This is a genomic window from Imperialibacter sp., from assembly GCF_048007035.1.
Classification (GTDB): domain Bacteria; phylum Bacteroidota; class Bacteroidia; order Cytophagales; family Cyclobacteriaceae; genus Imperialibacter.
Genome location: NZ_CP180355.1, coordinates 5,134,425 through 5,149,688 on the forward strand (window position 1 = coordinate 5,134,425; position 15,264 = coordinate 5,149,688).

The 15,264-nt window shown below is 46.4% G+C and carries 8 protein-coding genes; all 8 read left to right on the forward strand.

Going from position 1 to position 15,264, the window contains the following annotated elements:
* Nucleotides 1–118: 118 nt before the first annotated feature.
* The 8 genes from ACMVP2_RS22240 (at nucleotide 119) to ACMVP2_RS22275 (ending at nucleotide 15,226) form a co-directional block, all read left to right on the forward strand.
* Nucleotides 119–1,261 (forward strand): FecR family protein, encoded by a 1,143-nt coding sequence (locus ACMVP2_RS22240; RefSeq protein WP_339786826.1) that lies wholly within the window; start codon nucleotides 119–121, stop codon nucleotides 1,259–1,261.
* A gap of 99 nt (nucleotides 1,262–1,360) precedes the next feature.
* Nucleotides 1,361–4,765: a TonB-dependent receptor gene (locus ACMVP2_RS22245; RefSeq protein WP_416865165.1), complete on the forward strand. Its 3,405-nt coding sequence runs from the start codon at nucleotides 1,361–1,363 to the stop codon at nucleotides 4,763–4,765.
* A 31-nt stretch (nucleotides 4,766–4,796) separates the two neighbouring features.
* On the forward strand, nucleotides 4,797–6,548 hold the full coding sequence (locus ACMVP2_RS22250; protein ID WP_416865166.1) for a RagB/SusD family nutrient uptake outer membrane protein: 1,752 nt from the start codon (nucleotides 4,797–4,799) through the stop codon (nucleotides 6,546–6,548).
* Between the two features lie 198 nt (nucleotides 6,549–6,746).
* The gene (locus ACMVP2_RS22255; RefSeq protein WP_416865167.1) at nucleotides 6,747–7,703 is read left to right on the forward strand and encodes a hypothetical protein; all 957 of its coding nucleotides are present in this window, start codon (nucleotides 6,747–6,749) and stop codon (nucleotides 7,701–7,703) included.
* 14 nt (nucleotides 7,704–7,717) lie between these two features.
* Complete coding sequence (locus ACMVP2_RS22260) at nucleotides 7,718–9,898, forward strand: PQQ-binding-like beta-propeller repeat protein (protein WP_416865168.1); 2,181 nt, start codon at nucleotides 7,718–7,720, stop codon at nucleotides 9,896–9,898.
* Nucleotides 9,899–9,952: 54 nt separating this feature from the next.
* Nucleotides 9,953–11,296 (forward strand): enolase C-terminal domain-like protein, encoded by a 1,344-nt coding sequence (locus ACMVP2_RS22265; RefSeq protein WP_416865169.1) that lies wholly within the window; start codon nucleotides 9,953–9,955, stop codon nucleotides 11,294–11,296.
* 240 nt (nucleotides 11,297–11,536) lie between these two features.
* Nucleotides 11,537–12,886: a neutral/alkaline non-lysosomal ceramidase N-terminal domain-containing protein gene (locus ACMVP2_RS22270; protein ID WP_416865170.1), complete on the forward strand. Its 1,350-nt coding sequence runs from the start codon at nucleotides 11,537–11,539 to the stop codon at nucleotides 12,884–12,886.
* 114 nt (nucleotides 12,887–13,000) lie between these two features.
* On the forward strand, nucleotides 13,001–15,226 hold the full coding sequence (locus tag ACMVP2_RS22275) for a DUF5916 domain-containing protein (protein ID WP_416865171.1): 2,226 nt from the start codon (nucleotides 13,001–13,003) through the stop codon (nucleotides 15,224–15,226).
* Nucleotides 15,227–15,264: the final 38 nt, after the last annotated feature.

Here is a 15,264-nt window from a genome sequence, read left to right on the forward strand (position 1 = left end):
AAGTCTTTCAAAACTTTTCCCCTCAGATAAACTATTCTTCTTTTTTTTTTGAAGTGGACGTGTACCTATTGATCACTTATGGTACTTAACACTATACAAAAAAACAAAAGAGTACCAGATGGATGCTAAACAGGCACGAGCACTTTTTAATAAATATGTGAACAATGAATGTTCTCCTGAAGAGCGTGAGCTTTTGGAAAAGTATTTAGATTCATTTCAGGATGATAGCTTGGAACTTTCAGACTTGAACTTTGATGAGGAAATCAAACCAAAGATGTGGTCGAAGATTATGTCGGAGACAACAAAAGAGAAGCAGCCAGTCGTTAGAGTCCTCTCATTTTCCAGCCTGCTGAAGTACGCAGCCGTTATTGCAGGAATTGCGATCGGCGTCTCAATATGGGCCAACCTTTACAATACTAACAGTCAATCACTTGTTATCGGCGATGATAAAGTAGTTCTGAGAACAAGCAAGGGCACGTCCAACGAAATTGCTATTGGAGGTATCAGCCAAATTAATGATGATGAAGGGGGCGTAATCGCTTCCCAGGAAGGTGATGTGATTGTTTACAAGCCGAAGAGTGATATTAAGCAACTGGTATTTAACGAGATAGAAGTACCGAGAGGAAAGACCTTCAAGGTGGTGCTTTCTGATGGCACATCTGTGCATCTCAATTCCGGTACAATTTTTAAGTTTCCAATCAACTTTATTCAGGGTGAGGAAAGAAAAGTCTTTCTGACTGGAGAAGCATACTTTGAAGTAGCGAAGGATCCAGAACACCCTTTTTTGGTAAACACCAGTGGCATGGATGTCAGGGTTTTAGGAACACATTTCAACGTCAGTTCTTATGAAGGGTCAGTGGCTCATGCTGTATTAATTGAAGGCAGCGTGGCCGTTCAGGAGAAAGATGGCGGTAACATCGTTGGCACTGAGAAAGTGATTGTGCCTGGTCAAAAGGCTTCTTTGGTTTCTGGCAATATCGAAGTAAAGGAAGTGGATGTGGAAGACTACGTGGGTTGGATGCGAAATGTGTTGATATTCAACGACGAGCCTTTTTCTGAGATAGTGAAGAAAATAGAAAGAAGATATAACGTGGAAATCAAAAACGACTACAAAGAGCTAGCACCTGTCCGATTCAATGGAAAGTTTGATAACGAAACGGTCATCGACTTGCTGGAGACATTTAGAGCTAGTGCTGGTTTTGACTACCACATTTCGGATAACAAAGTAATTATCAACCAAAACAAACGAAACAGCCTATGAAATGAAACACACTTAAAAAAAGATCGGGAAACGCTGGCACGCTCCCCGATGTAGTTGGATCTTAATAAACATACCTATTTAAAAAAATCACCCAAAGTTATGAAAAAATCAAGTTGGTTTTCCATGCTTGTGGAAAGTAATTTTTACAAGCACAGTGGTTTGAAGCTCTTTCTCTTCCTGATGGTCGTTGGTTTGCCGAAAATTCAGGCCAATGCCTATTCGCAATTCGAGGAGATTACGCTGCACATTGAGAACAAGACGATCAAGCAGGTCTTGGTAGAAATTGAATCCAAAAGTCAGTTCAAATTCTTTTATAAGACGGATGAGATTGACCTGGAAAGAAAGGTCTCTATTAACGTGGATCGAATGCCCGTTGATAAAATTCTTGAGCAGGTCTTTGACGACGGAACGGTTTCATTCAGTACAATCAAAAATCAGATTGTTCTGAAAAAGGCTGAACCTAAGCCTGCAAAAACCATTAAACCTGATAGCAGGAGAGAAACGCAGGAAGCTAATCCCGCTGTTTCGGTAAGTGGTAAGGTATCAGATGAGCAAGGTATTGGCATTCCTGGTGTGTCTGTGATCGAAAAGGGGACATCCAATGGTGTGGCAACAGACGTTGAGGGAGGCTATAGTATTGACGTGGATAGCCCCAATTCTACGCTGGTGTTTTCATCAATTGGCTATATCACACAAGAAATTCGTGTGGGGGCTGTCAGCTCTCTTAATGTCTCGATGGTTGAAGACGTACAGTCTTTGAATGAGATTGTGGTCCTGGGCTATGCTTCGCAAAGTAAGGAGGACCTTACCGGCGCAGTGTCTAGCTTAAAGTCAGAGGATATCAAAAATTTGCCTGTTACCAGTGCTGCTGAGCTTTTGCAGGGCAGGGTTGCAGGTGTGCAGGTGGTTAAGTCTTCAGGAGCACCGGGTGCCACATCTGATATCGTTGTTCGTGGTGGAGGCTCCGTGAACGGAATGTCTCCCTTGTTCATTGTCGATGGCGTGCGAATGGGCACTAACTATTCTTTCAATAGTGAGGACATTGAATCAATGGAAATCCTGAAAGATGCGAGTGCTGCTGCGATTTATGGAGCGCAGGCAGCAGGTGGCGTTGTTTTGATCCAGACCAAGAGAGGCTCTGGAAATAATGAGAAGATCAATATTAATGTAAGTGGCTATAGCGGGATTAGAAATACACGCCCGCTGGTACCATTGATGAACACTCAGCAAATGTTTGCTGCACGGAAAGCATTTGGCTATGACGTGTCAGCGTGGGGCGACCCTAACACCTTGCCCGATGTGGACTGGGTGGACGAACTCTATAACCCGGGAAACGATAATAACTACACGGTCTCGCTGGCAGGATCTTCGCAGAAGGCTAACTACTATTTGTCGGGAAACATATTTAAACAAAAAGGAATCAAGCTGGATAACTCTTTTGAGCGTTATTCCTTCAGAACCAACTCCGATTTTCATTTGTCGAAAAATGTGACGGTAGGTGAAACTGTCTACCTCTACAAAAGCTATTTGAACCCGGATCAGGGAGGAAACTATTGGAGGACAGTACCCACCATGCCCGTGTACGAGCCGGACGGAAGCTGGGGGCAGGCACCTTCTGCCGGGTACTTTAATGGCAATAATCCGGCACTTGTAGCCCTAACCAACCATGGCGGGCAGGATGAATTTGCCATTCAGAGCAATGCCTATGTTGATATTAAAATAATGGACGGACTTAACCTTCGTGGGACGTTGGGCGCTAACATTGGCAGTAGCGTGAACAGTATTTTCTCGGAGGCATACAACATTGGCTCCCAGTCAGCTCCTGCTATTTTCACCGAGACCTACACCGATTGGGAGAATTATACTGCCAACCTGGTGGCTAGCTATGAAAAGATGGTTGGAGACCACAGCTTCAAAGCATTGGCTGGTTACGAGATGTACAAGGAGGATAGAAAATATGTGACTGTCAACGCAACAAACTTTGTTGCTGATGTAACGGAGTCATTTTTCTTAAATAACGACGTGACATCCCAGCGTGTAACAGGTGGACCTTCGCCTGATCAAAGATTGCTTTCGCAGTTTGGTCGTATTAACTACTCGTATGCTGGTAAATACCTGGCATCTGCCACCATCAGACGAGACGGCTCGGATAGGTTTGGGCCTGCTAATAAATGGGGTGTTTTTCCTGCATTCTCCGCCGGATGGAGGATTAGCGAAGAGGGATTCTTTGACCAGGGTGGATTTATTTCATCTATGCAATTGCGGGCCAGCTATGGTGCACTGGGAAACATAGGGGCAATTCCTCAATACCTGTATCAGGTATCTTACTCTCCACAAAATTTTCACGCTTTAGGCGATGGCAGAGCGGTACAATCTTACTCCAGAGCACTTAGCCTTGCCAACACCGAGATAAAATGGGAAGAAGTGAAAACTACTGATTTTGGTGTTGATTTTGGCTTATTGGATCAACGACTGACAGTGACCATGGATTGGTACAAGAGGCTAACCTCAGATATGATTTATCAGCTTCCGCTTCCTATGTCGTCGGGCTATGTTGCCGGACGTTTGCTGGCTTCTAACCCAGTGTTCACAAACATTGGTGAACTCAGCAACACAGGTCTCGAAATTGGAGCTAACTACGAACAATCAGTTGGTGATCTTCAGATGAATTTTGGCTTAACCGGCGCTTTTAACAAAAACAAGGTGGTCAGCCTTGACGGTTCAGGCACTAAGTCCATTAATGATGGCGTAGGTGGACAGTATTTGTCAAATTCGATTTCCAGAACGGTTGATGGCCAGCCAATGAGCCAGTTCTTTGGCTATGTGGTGGAAGGGATATTCGCCACCGACCAGGAAGCTCAGGAAAGAGGAGTGGTGCAGGACGGAGCTGGGGCCGGTGACCTGATTTACAAGGATGTGAACGGCGATGGCGTGATCACTCAGGACGACAGAGATTTTATCGGAAACCCATGGCCAAAGCTCAACTTCGGCATAAATATCAACATGAAGTACAGAGGCTTCGACCTTGCATTGGCTTTTCAGGGTGTATCTGGCGTGGATCTTTACAATGCTAACCGTCATTATTCAGATTTTCTGGCTGGCGATTATAATTCTTCTCCTGAGGTGTTCAAAGCTTCATTCTTTGATGGAAATGGCCTTACCAGTGTGCCAAGACTAGGCTTTACGGACGTTAACGGAAATTACCAAAGAGATCCCAATGCAAACTACACGAACATTTCAAGCTATTTCGTTGAGAATGGATCATATCTGAAGCTTAGGAATCTTCAGTTTGGGTATAGTTTCCCAACAGCGGCGCTGTCGAATATCAAAGTGTCTGCCCTAAGAATTTACCTGATGGCCGACAACTTCCTGACTTTTACGAAGTACAAGGGAGTTGATCCGGAAGTGCTCGGGGAAGGAACAGTGGGCAGCAGGGGTATAGACTTTAACTCCAGATACCCTCAGACAACATTTGTTTCAGCTGGTTTTAACCTAAGCTTCTAAGGTTTTTCACGAAGACTAAATGTAGAAAATCATGAAAAAATATATTGTAATACTATCGTTTGCGTTTTTGATGGGCTGTTCAGAAGAGTTTTTGTCTGTAGACAACCCGAACGCCCTGACACCTTCTGCTTTTCCAACATCGGCTGCCGACCTGGAGTCGATCTTAATTGGGGTTTATGGTACCCAACATGGTTATGGGTTGTATGGCCACACTATTTTAGCTAAGGGATATCATGTGTGGGATCATACTATGAACCTGGCGTGGCAGGGAACCCAAACCTGGATCAACCAGGCACAAAATGACACCAGGCCTTCCGACGAATTTCTGAAAGATATTTGGAAGGATTCCTATAAGGGTGTGATTCGTGCCAACAGCCTCCTGGAATCCGTAGAAGGATTTCGGTCGGGTGAGGTAAAGCCAGCGACGGCCGTCACGGGCGATCAACTGGATAAATTTGAAGGCCAGGCACTTTATCTGCGTGCATGGTTCTATTATAACCTGATCATCATTTTTGGTGAGGACATAATCATCAACGGACAAGGACGTGATGCCATGGGCGTGCCGATCGTTTTAAAAACCGCTAACAGCGTTTCTGAAACATTTGTTGGCAGGGCTTCAGTGGGAGAAGTGTGGGATCAGATCAAGGACGATCTTCAGAAATCACTTGCATTGATGGGCACCACTACCTGGTCAGGTGCGGATCGTTTTAAGATAAATCAGTGGGGACTAAAGGGACTGCTTGGAAAGGTGTATGCTTTGACAGGCGACTGGGAAACAGCAAAAGGTTACCTGAAGGATGTGATTGACAACAGCGGCAAGTCACTCGTTCCATTCAATGTTTATAAGAACATGTACAACTCTGACCCGGCCAATGAATTCAATTCCGAATCACTTATTGAAATAGCCCTTGAGGATGATAACGTGGGTAGATCAAATGATGAGACGTCGCTGGGATCGTGGTATGCCAGCATAGTGGCTCCGTCTATCGTCATCAACGACCTTCCCTTGGCCTCAAGCTGGTCCAATGAGTTTATTCATGAGAAGAACCTGGCTCGCTTTGGTTTTACGCAAGATCACTATTTTCAGGATGGCGTGGTGGAACCACGGGCATCTAACGTAAGACCTGGGTATGTGACTGAGGCCCTGGCACTTCGTGCTGACCCGCTGAATAGCCCGGTTGATCCGAGATTATATATTGCCGGATTCCAGCCCTACGCTGATTCAATTATGGCTGATGGCAAAAAGACTGCCATCTCACATTTTGCCGATGGTGTTGAGGTGAACAGACCTGCCTGGAGCTTCCGTAAGTATGTAAATGTGACGGAGAGGCAAAGGCTTATCAGAGATAGTGGTGCCAATTTCTATCTTCTTCGTCTGGCTGATGTATACCTACTCTATGCCGAAGCCTCTATTGAAACAGGCGACATCGCTACTGGTCTTGAATACATCAATAAGGTGCACAGACGTGCCTACAACCTTCCTGTGGATGCGCCTCATCCAAGCGATTATGTCACTCTCACCGATGCTACTAAAGCTGTTGGTGATCCAGAACTCGGCAACAATGTGCTGAGATATGAGCGCTTTGTGGAGCTATTCGGCGAGGGACAAAAATGGACTGACACCAGAAGGTGGAAAAATGGTAGCGCAGAGGCAGCTATTTATCAGACCGTACGAGGAGGTACGATCAACTGGGAGGATACTGACTACGCTCAGCCAATTCCTACCCTGGAGATAGAGAACAATGTGGCTATCAATTTCTCAGACCAAAACCCCGGCTACTAAATAGAAAATGGGCCAAAGCAGCAGAAAGAAGTTGCAGGAAAATGTGCAGACTCTCAACTGCTTTGGCCCGCTTTCTTTACCAAATCAATGAGCCAGGTGTACTGAAATAAATTAAAGTTTTTTGACACAAAGTTGACAACACCCTTTTTCGAAATAGCTGGGCTGGATAACTATTACCTGTTACGAACGATAAATGTTATGAACAAAGCATTTTTGACTGCGACCCTTTTGGTGATTTGGTATGTTCCGACGAGGGCTCAGGAAGTCCCAAAAGCAAAAATTTCTAACGGAACTATAAGTGCAGAAATCTACTTGCCCGATGCTGTAAATGGTTACTACAGGGGAGCAAGGTTTGACTGGTCAGGCGTGGTTTCACAACTTAACTACAAAGGACACAGCTACTTCGGGCAATGGTTCGAGAAGTACGACCCCTTTTTACACGATGCAATAACCGGCCCTGTGGAGGCTTTTGACCCGTTGGGATACGACCAGGCCAAAGTAGGCCAGACGTTTGTCAAGGTTGGAGTAGGAGTGCTGGAAAGGCTGGACACCGCCCCTTACCATTTTTCAAAACCTTACAAAATTGTTGACCATGGTATATGGAGCATTAAGCACAGTGCTGACAAGGTAGAATTTGTCCACGATTTAGTAAGTGAGGAATATAGCTACAGCTACAAAAAAGTAGTAAGGCTAAGTGGAAACAAAATGATAATTGACCACACCCTGACGAATAAGGGGGGTCAGGTCATCGATACGCAGGTGTTTGATCACAACTTTTTTGTCATCGACAATGCCACCGTAGGTCCTGGTTTCCTCATTCGATTCCCCTTTGGGGTGGAAGGGGATGCTAGTGGGCTTGGCGACTTTGCCGAGGTGAGTAGTGGGGAAGTTAGATACACCGGAGTGTTGGGCAAAAATGATCATGCCCGACTTCGCTCGATTGGTGGTTATGGCGGCTCTGCTGCAGACTATGATATAGCGATTGAGAACAGAAACACTGGTGCAGGAGTAAGAATTACCTGCGATAGACCGCTGTCGAGGTTGATTTTTTGGTCAGCTCTGAAGACGGTTTGTCCTGAGCCATATATCGGTGTTAAAGTAGCTCCGTCGGAGTCATTCTCCTGGACAATTACTTACGATTACTACACACTTTGATTGACATGCTAAAGATGAAATTTAGACTTAAAAGTGTTGCCATTCTGCTGGCATTTGTATCTGGTTGCCAGCAGGGCGAGCCAGATAAGACTGTCTCAAGATTTGATACGGGTGCCAACTGGCCGGTTTACGGTGGTAACAATGCCGGAAATAGGTATTCACCCCTCGACCAGATTACTAGTGAGAATGTAAGCCAACTTGAAGTGGCGTGGATGTACAAAGCGAGGGAGCCGCAAGACCCGGGAAGTAACTCCAGAGTACGGGAGATCCAGTGTCAACCGATTGTGATGGATGGCGTGTTATATGCGACAACGCCACTTCTCCAACTATTTGCCGTCAATGCTGCAACCGGAGAAGAGCTTTGGAAATTTTCTCCTCCTGAAGAAGGCTTTCGCAACCGTGGTGTCATGTACTGGGAGAATGGGGACGACAAGCGGATATTGTATACTGTCGAATCCAATCTTTATGCAGTAAGTGCTGCGACGGGTAAACTGATTCCAGGTTTTGGAAACGACGGAGTGGTTGACCTTCGCCAGGGGCTTTCAGATGGGATAGACGCCGATATCACAAAGACACGAGTAAGAGCTACTTCTCCAGGCGTGATTTACAAAAATACGATGGTAATCGGCTCAGCGGTGTCTGAAGCCGGCGATGGTGCTCCTGGTCACGTGAGGGCGTTCAATGTTATCACAGGAGAGCTGGAATGGGTATTTCACACTATTCCACATCCCGGAGAGGTTGGTTACGAAACCTGGCCTGAGGGTGCCTACAAGGAAGTTGGTGGCGCAAACACCTGGTCTGGAATGATCCTGGATGAGAGAAATGGCGTGGTGTTTTTTGGTACTGGTTCGCCGGCTGCAGACTTCTACGGAGGAAGCAGAGCAGGACAAAACCTCTTTGCCAACAGCATAGTGGCTTTGAATGCGAACGATGGTAGCCTCGTATGGTACTACCAAACCATCAGCCACGACCTGTGGGACAGAGATCATCCACTGCAACCTAATCTTGCTACCATCGAGCACAACGGACAAAAGCTTGACGTAGTTGTTCAGGCAACCAAAGACGGGATGGTGTACGTGCTCAATAGTAAAACCGGGGAGTCGGTATTTCCGGTAGAAGAAAGACCGGTGCCAACCAGTGGCTTGCCTGGCGAGTCGCCATGGCCAACCCAAAAGTTTCCGTTGACGCCAGCTCCATTCTCGAGACAGGTGTATACGGAAGCTGATATCTCCAACATTTCACCCGAGGCAGAAGCCTATACCAGGCAAATATATGAGCGCTACAAAACCGACGACAAGTTTGCTCCTCCAAGCAAGGAAGGGACACTACTGTTCGGTTACAGTGGAGGCGCTGAGTGGGGCGGAAATGCGATAGACCCCGACGGTATACTGTATCAAAATGCCAACGATAATCCGTGGATTCTAGAGATGACTGAAAATATTCAGCAAGGAGACGCTGGTGATGAGGTATTGTCAGGCGAACAGCTGTTCTCGCTCAATTGTGCGGCATGCCATGGGAAGAACAAAAAGGGTAATGGCACTGATTTTCCAGACATAAGCAACGTCAAAAACCAATTTAGCAGAGCGCAACTGTCCAATATTTTAGGGAATGGCATAGGCAGAATGCCGTCTTTCCAGCACATGGCTGAGAGGGATCGTCAGACGATTGTCAGCTTCCTATTGGAGGAAACGAAAGCTCAGGGTGATGGAACCGCAGATGAGCGCAGCGAGCCCCAGCCTTCGTTGGCGCAGAATACGTTTGGCTTTCAACCCGCTTATGTCAAGAAGGCCTGGACCAAGTTATTTGACGAGCAGGGCTATCCGGGCATCAAGCCCCCGTGGGGAACGCTCAATGCCATCGACCTCAATACGGGTGAATATCTGTGGAGGGTTCCTTTAGGAGAATTCCCGGAGTTGACTGAGAAGGGCATTTCAATAACCGGTACAGAAAGCTACGGTGGCCCGGTAGTCACAGCCGGAGGCCTCGTCTTTATCGCTGGCACCAAAGACGAACGAATAAGGGCCTTTGATAAAAACACTGGAAAAGTGGTGTGGGAATATCAATTGCCAGCTGCGGGATTTGCTACCCCGGCTATTTACGAAGTGGATGGCAAACAGTACGTGGCCATTGCCGCAGGTGGAGCAAGAGGGCAAAAGGCGGGTGACTACTATGTGGCCTTCAAGCTGCCCGATTGATATCAATGAAGTTGACTTGAAAAAGACCAGAACATACTCTTAAACACTAATACCATGAAAGAAAATGAAAATATAGAAAGCCGTAGAAACGTCCTCCGGACATTGGGGATTGGATCGGCAGCCGGTACGCTTGGGCTCTTTGGTTTTGGCAGCGCTAATGCCAAAGACAAGGAAACACCAGCTTATGCAAAGGGAACGGCCCCTGTGACCATCAAGAGCGTAAAGGCCATTGCGACCTCTCCAAGTAACGCCAATCTAATCGTGGTGAAGGTTGAAACCAGTGAGCCGGGTTTATATGGCTTGGGTTGCTCCACTTTCACACAGCGTGCATCGGTGGTGGTTACGGCCATCAATGATTACCTGGCTCCTTTCTGCAAGGGCAAGGACGTGGATAACATAGAAGACATGTGGAACTCGTTCTACATCGATTCCTATTGGCGCAATGGCCCGGTGCTGAACAATGTACTGAGCGGGCTTGACCAGGCTCTTTGGGATATCAAGGGGAAAAGAGCAGGTATGCCTGTGTATCAGCTGCTCGGCGGCAAGTCACGTTTTGCCATACCCGTTTATGCACGGACAGGAGGATCCATTCAGGAAGTGGCTGATAACGTTAATCGTTTTAAAGAAGAGGGCTATCAGTATGTCCGGATGAGCTCTCCATCGCTAACTGATGATTCTTATGTTCCAGACTTCAAGAAGGCGGGATATGGCTATGCGGGAGACCGTTACTTTCATCCTCAGAAATACATAAAATCGGTAGTTGAACTTTTTGACACAGTAAGAAAGCAATGTGGTGACGAGATTGATCTCATGCATGACATTCATGAGAAAATCCAGCCCATGGAGGCGATTCAGCTCATCAACTCAGTAGAGCAGTACCGGCCCTTCTTCATGGAGGATCCTTTGTCTCCAGAAAACCAAGGCTGGTGGCCACAGCTCAGAGAAAGCACCAATGTGCCTATTTCAATGGGAGAGCTCTTTAACAATATCAACGAGTTCCTGGAGCCTATCGCCAATCGCTATTTTGATTATATAAGGTGCCATGTGTCGCAGATCGGTGGCATCACTCCTGCTATGAAAATCGCCAGATTGGGTGAATTCTTTGGTGTTCGTACCGCATGGCATGGCCCTGGCGATGTGTCACCAGTTGGTCATGCAGCCCATGCCCATGTGGATATGGCCATCTGGAACTTTGGCGTTCAGGAAGGCCGGATATTTCCAGAGGTAGAACAGGAAGTGTTCCCCGGATCTCCGACGACCACAAATGGTTATATGCATCTGAACGACAAGCCGGGTATCGGGGTGGACATTGATGAGAAGCTGGCTGCTAAATATCCTATCAGGCTAAGGGGCTATAATCAAATCCGAAACGCTGACGGTACCATCATAAGGCCGTAGGGCTCACATAAGACATTGAGTTTGTAGGTTGTATATGTTGTTTAAGTAGGTGGAAAGGTGCGCCAGCCTTGGCGCACTTTTTTCAAGCTTTTTAAATAACGACGGGGGGGGAACATGTCTTTGAGGTAATAAACCGTTAAGTGCAATATTTAGAATAATCATAGCCGATCCATGGTCAGCTGTATGCAATCAAGGAAAAAACAGGAAAGCTTTATTGAACAAATCAGATCATCAAGAGAAATGAAAACATCAAAAATAGTTACGCTAATTATACTGCTGTCAGCAGCAGTTGGTGTGGTAAGAGGTCAGGGAATACCATCGGGTGCACTGAAGGTAGGTGCGGCCAGAGAAATAATGAACCCGCCAGCAAGCATTTTCACCGCTTCTGCCGATCAATTTCGGAGGTTTAGTGGCATTCACGATTCGCTGCTTGTTCGCTCCATTGTAATAGATAATGGATTCAAAAAAGTGGCGTTGGTGTCTATGGACATAAGCAAAGTGCCCGGCGGAGCCCGCTTTATTCAGGAAGTGGCTGCTGGTACTAAGATTCCGCAAGAGGATTTGTTTATAGCGGCTACACATGATCATAACACCATACAGCTGCCGGCAAATGATTACACTGATGAGTACTACAACATCATTAAGAATGCCACGATAAAATCTATTAATGCAGCCAATGCCAAACTACAGCCTGCCAAAGTGGGGTTTGCAAAAGGTAAAGCCTATATCAATACCAACAGGGATGAAAAAATTGGTGAAGGCTATCACATGGGCTACAACCCAGAAGGCCCTTCCGATAAGACAGTAGCTGTTGTTTCATTTACTACACTCTCGGGCGAGCCAATTGCCATTTATGCCAACTACGCTGTGCATGCAGTGGTGATGTATCGGGCTACTACTAAGGATGGTCTTCCAGAGATCTCGGCCGACCTGCCGGGGGCAACTGCTAAATATGTTGACAGGCACTTCAAAAACGCTGTGACAGCTTGGACAAGTGGTGCAGCTGGGGATCAAAACCCTATGTTTATGTCGACCTACAATCAGGATCATCCAGACACACAGGACGAAGGTATTGGGGGATATGCCATACTTGATGTGCAGGCTAGGAGACTGGGAGAAGAGATTGTTCGACTTGTTAAATCGATTAAAAATACTGATCAGACAGCGCAAATCTGGAGTAAAAAAACCTCAGTAACCTGTGAAGGGCAGGAAAGGAAATATCCAAGAAAGCCTGAAGAGCCAAGAGGTGGGTACCTCGCACCAACCAAAGTCGAAATGGTTGATGGAGACCCGGTAACTATTCCATTACACTTGTTGATGATCAACGATATCGCACTGGCCGGAGTAGCTGCTGAAGTGTTTACCGAAATTGGGATGCATTTGAAGGAAACCTCACGATTTGACAGGACGATGATGGTGACAGTAATGGCAAATGCTATTGGATATGTACCTACCGATGCAGCTTACCTGATGCCTTCGGAAAAAGCCCTTGGCAATAGTTTGAAGCCAGGCTGTGCTGAACCTGCGATGATAGATGCATTTGTTCAGCTTATGGACGAATACATTGCGCTCAAGCAAAAATCCAACTAGCTTCTGCCGAGCAACTTCATTTCTTGAATAGGGCGTAGGGGGCTTAGCTAAAAGGCAGAGCCAAGGGGTTCTATGCTCTATTCATTCACAAAAAAATATAGAAATCATTGAGAAATGAGACACCTGATCCTTTTTCTATTCGTTGTTGCCATTATTTCAATCTCCTCATTGTCGGCGAGGCAGTTACAGGGTGATTTGTCAAGCTATCAACTGCATATAAAGAGGAATAATGATCCGATTAAAGTTGATGGTATGCTAGATGAGGACTCATGGTCTACGCCAAACGTTGCGAGTGATTTCTGGCAGCAATACCCCAAGGATAACATAAAAACGGATGTTCGCACTGAAGTTAGAATGACTTACGATGCCGATAACTTATACATCGCTGCTATTTGCTATGATGTGGAGGATTATGTTGTTCAGACTTTAAAGAGAGACAACGGACTTTTCACCAGTGATGCCTTTGGGATAGTTATCGATCCGGTAAATAGCAATACCAATGGCTTTCTTTTTGGTGTAAGTCCCTACAATGTGCAGACGGAAGAGCTGCTTGGGCCCAATGCTACCCAACCCGACAGGATGACTTTTAGCTGGGACAACCGGTGGTACTCTGCCGTTACCCGCCACCCGGACAGGTATGTTGTTGAGATGGCGATCCCATTCAAAACCCTGCGGTTCAACAGCCAAAACAGTACCTGGGGCGTCAATTTCTTTCGCAATGATATGTCGAGGAATCAAAAGTATAGCTGGACTCCGTTGCCTGTTAATTTTGAACTTTATGACCTGGGGTACACCGGTGATCTGAAATGGGACATTGCCCCGACAAAAAATGGCACCAATATCTCGGTGCTGCCCTATGTTACAGGCGGCGTAACAAGAGACAACGAGGCCGAATCGCCTCGCTCTGAGACGAGCGTGCGTGTGGGAGGAGATGCGAAAATTGCACTCACTTCTTCACTCAACCTGGACCTTACGGTTAATCCCGATTTTTCGACTGTTGACGTGGATGTGCAGCAAACGAACCTGACCAGGTTCAACCTCAGGTTTCCTGAAAAACGTGGTTTTTTTCTCGAAAACAATGACCTCTTTACCGAGTTTGGCCCCAACGATGCCAAGCCCATTTTTACCAGACGAATGGGACTCGACATGGACAACAGGCCGGTTGCAATTAACTACGGAGCCCGATTGAGTGGAAATGTGACTCCCAACACCAGGATCGGTCTGTTGCATCTTCAAACCAAATCAAATGATACCGTGCCAGGACAAAACTATTCCATAGCCGTTTTTAATCAGAGAATTTGGAGTCGCTCCGTTTTGAGAGGCTATGTTACAAATCGCCAGGCTTACACACAAGAGGATGGTTGGCAAGGGAATAATTATGGGAGAAATACTGGATTAGAATTTAACTACCTGAACAACTCTGGTACCTGGAATTATTTTGCGGCTTATCACCTTTCAGCGAAGCCTGACGCTGGTTATGGGTCGTTTACGAACCTGGGTATTGAATATGCGGGAAGAAAATGGAAGGCACGCATAAATTACTGGAACATATCGTCCGACTATTTCGCCGACATGGGCTTTTTTCCCCGTCTTGAAAACTACGATGCTGTGAGAGATACACTGATTCATCTCGGTTGGGAGCGAATTTATGGCAGGTTCGGCTATGTGTTTCGTCCGGCAAAGGGCAGCAAGATTGTGGCGCACGACATAGAGTTGAGAACCTATAACGATCTTTACCCGGACGGCACCATCAGCGACCTGGAGAACAGGATTGACTATAAGATCAAATTCCAAAACACGGCCGAACTCCAGCTACAACCGCAGCTACTTAAGACCAACCTAAGATTTCCTACAGACTTTACCGATGCCGCACCGCTGATGCCGGGTTCATTCGACTATGGACGGTTCAATGTCACCTACCAGTCCGATGCCAGGAAATTATTCTCATGGCAAACTGAAGTAGGTGTGGGGCAGTACTACAATGGCAGCCTAACCAGGTACTTGCTTCAGCTGAACTACCGGAGGCAGCCCTGGGGAACCTTCTCCGTGGGCTGGGAGCAAAACAACCTAAAGCTGCCTGATCCATACGGGGAGTCAAACCTCAGGCTGGTAAACGCCCGAGCTGAAGTCAATTTTAGCACGAAGGTATTTTGGACAACTTTCTTGCAATACAATACACAGCGGGAGAATTTCAATGTGAACAGCAGGCTGCAGTGGCGCTACAGTACCATGTCGGATATCTTTCTTGTGTACAGCGACAACTATACTACGTCGCCGTTTCTTCAAAATAACCGAAACAGAGCCATACTTCTTAAGCTCAATTACATGTTCAATTTATAGCAGTCACTATGCACGGAGCCGGTCATTACTATCACATT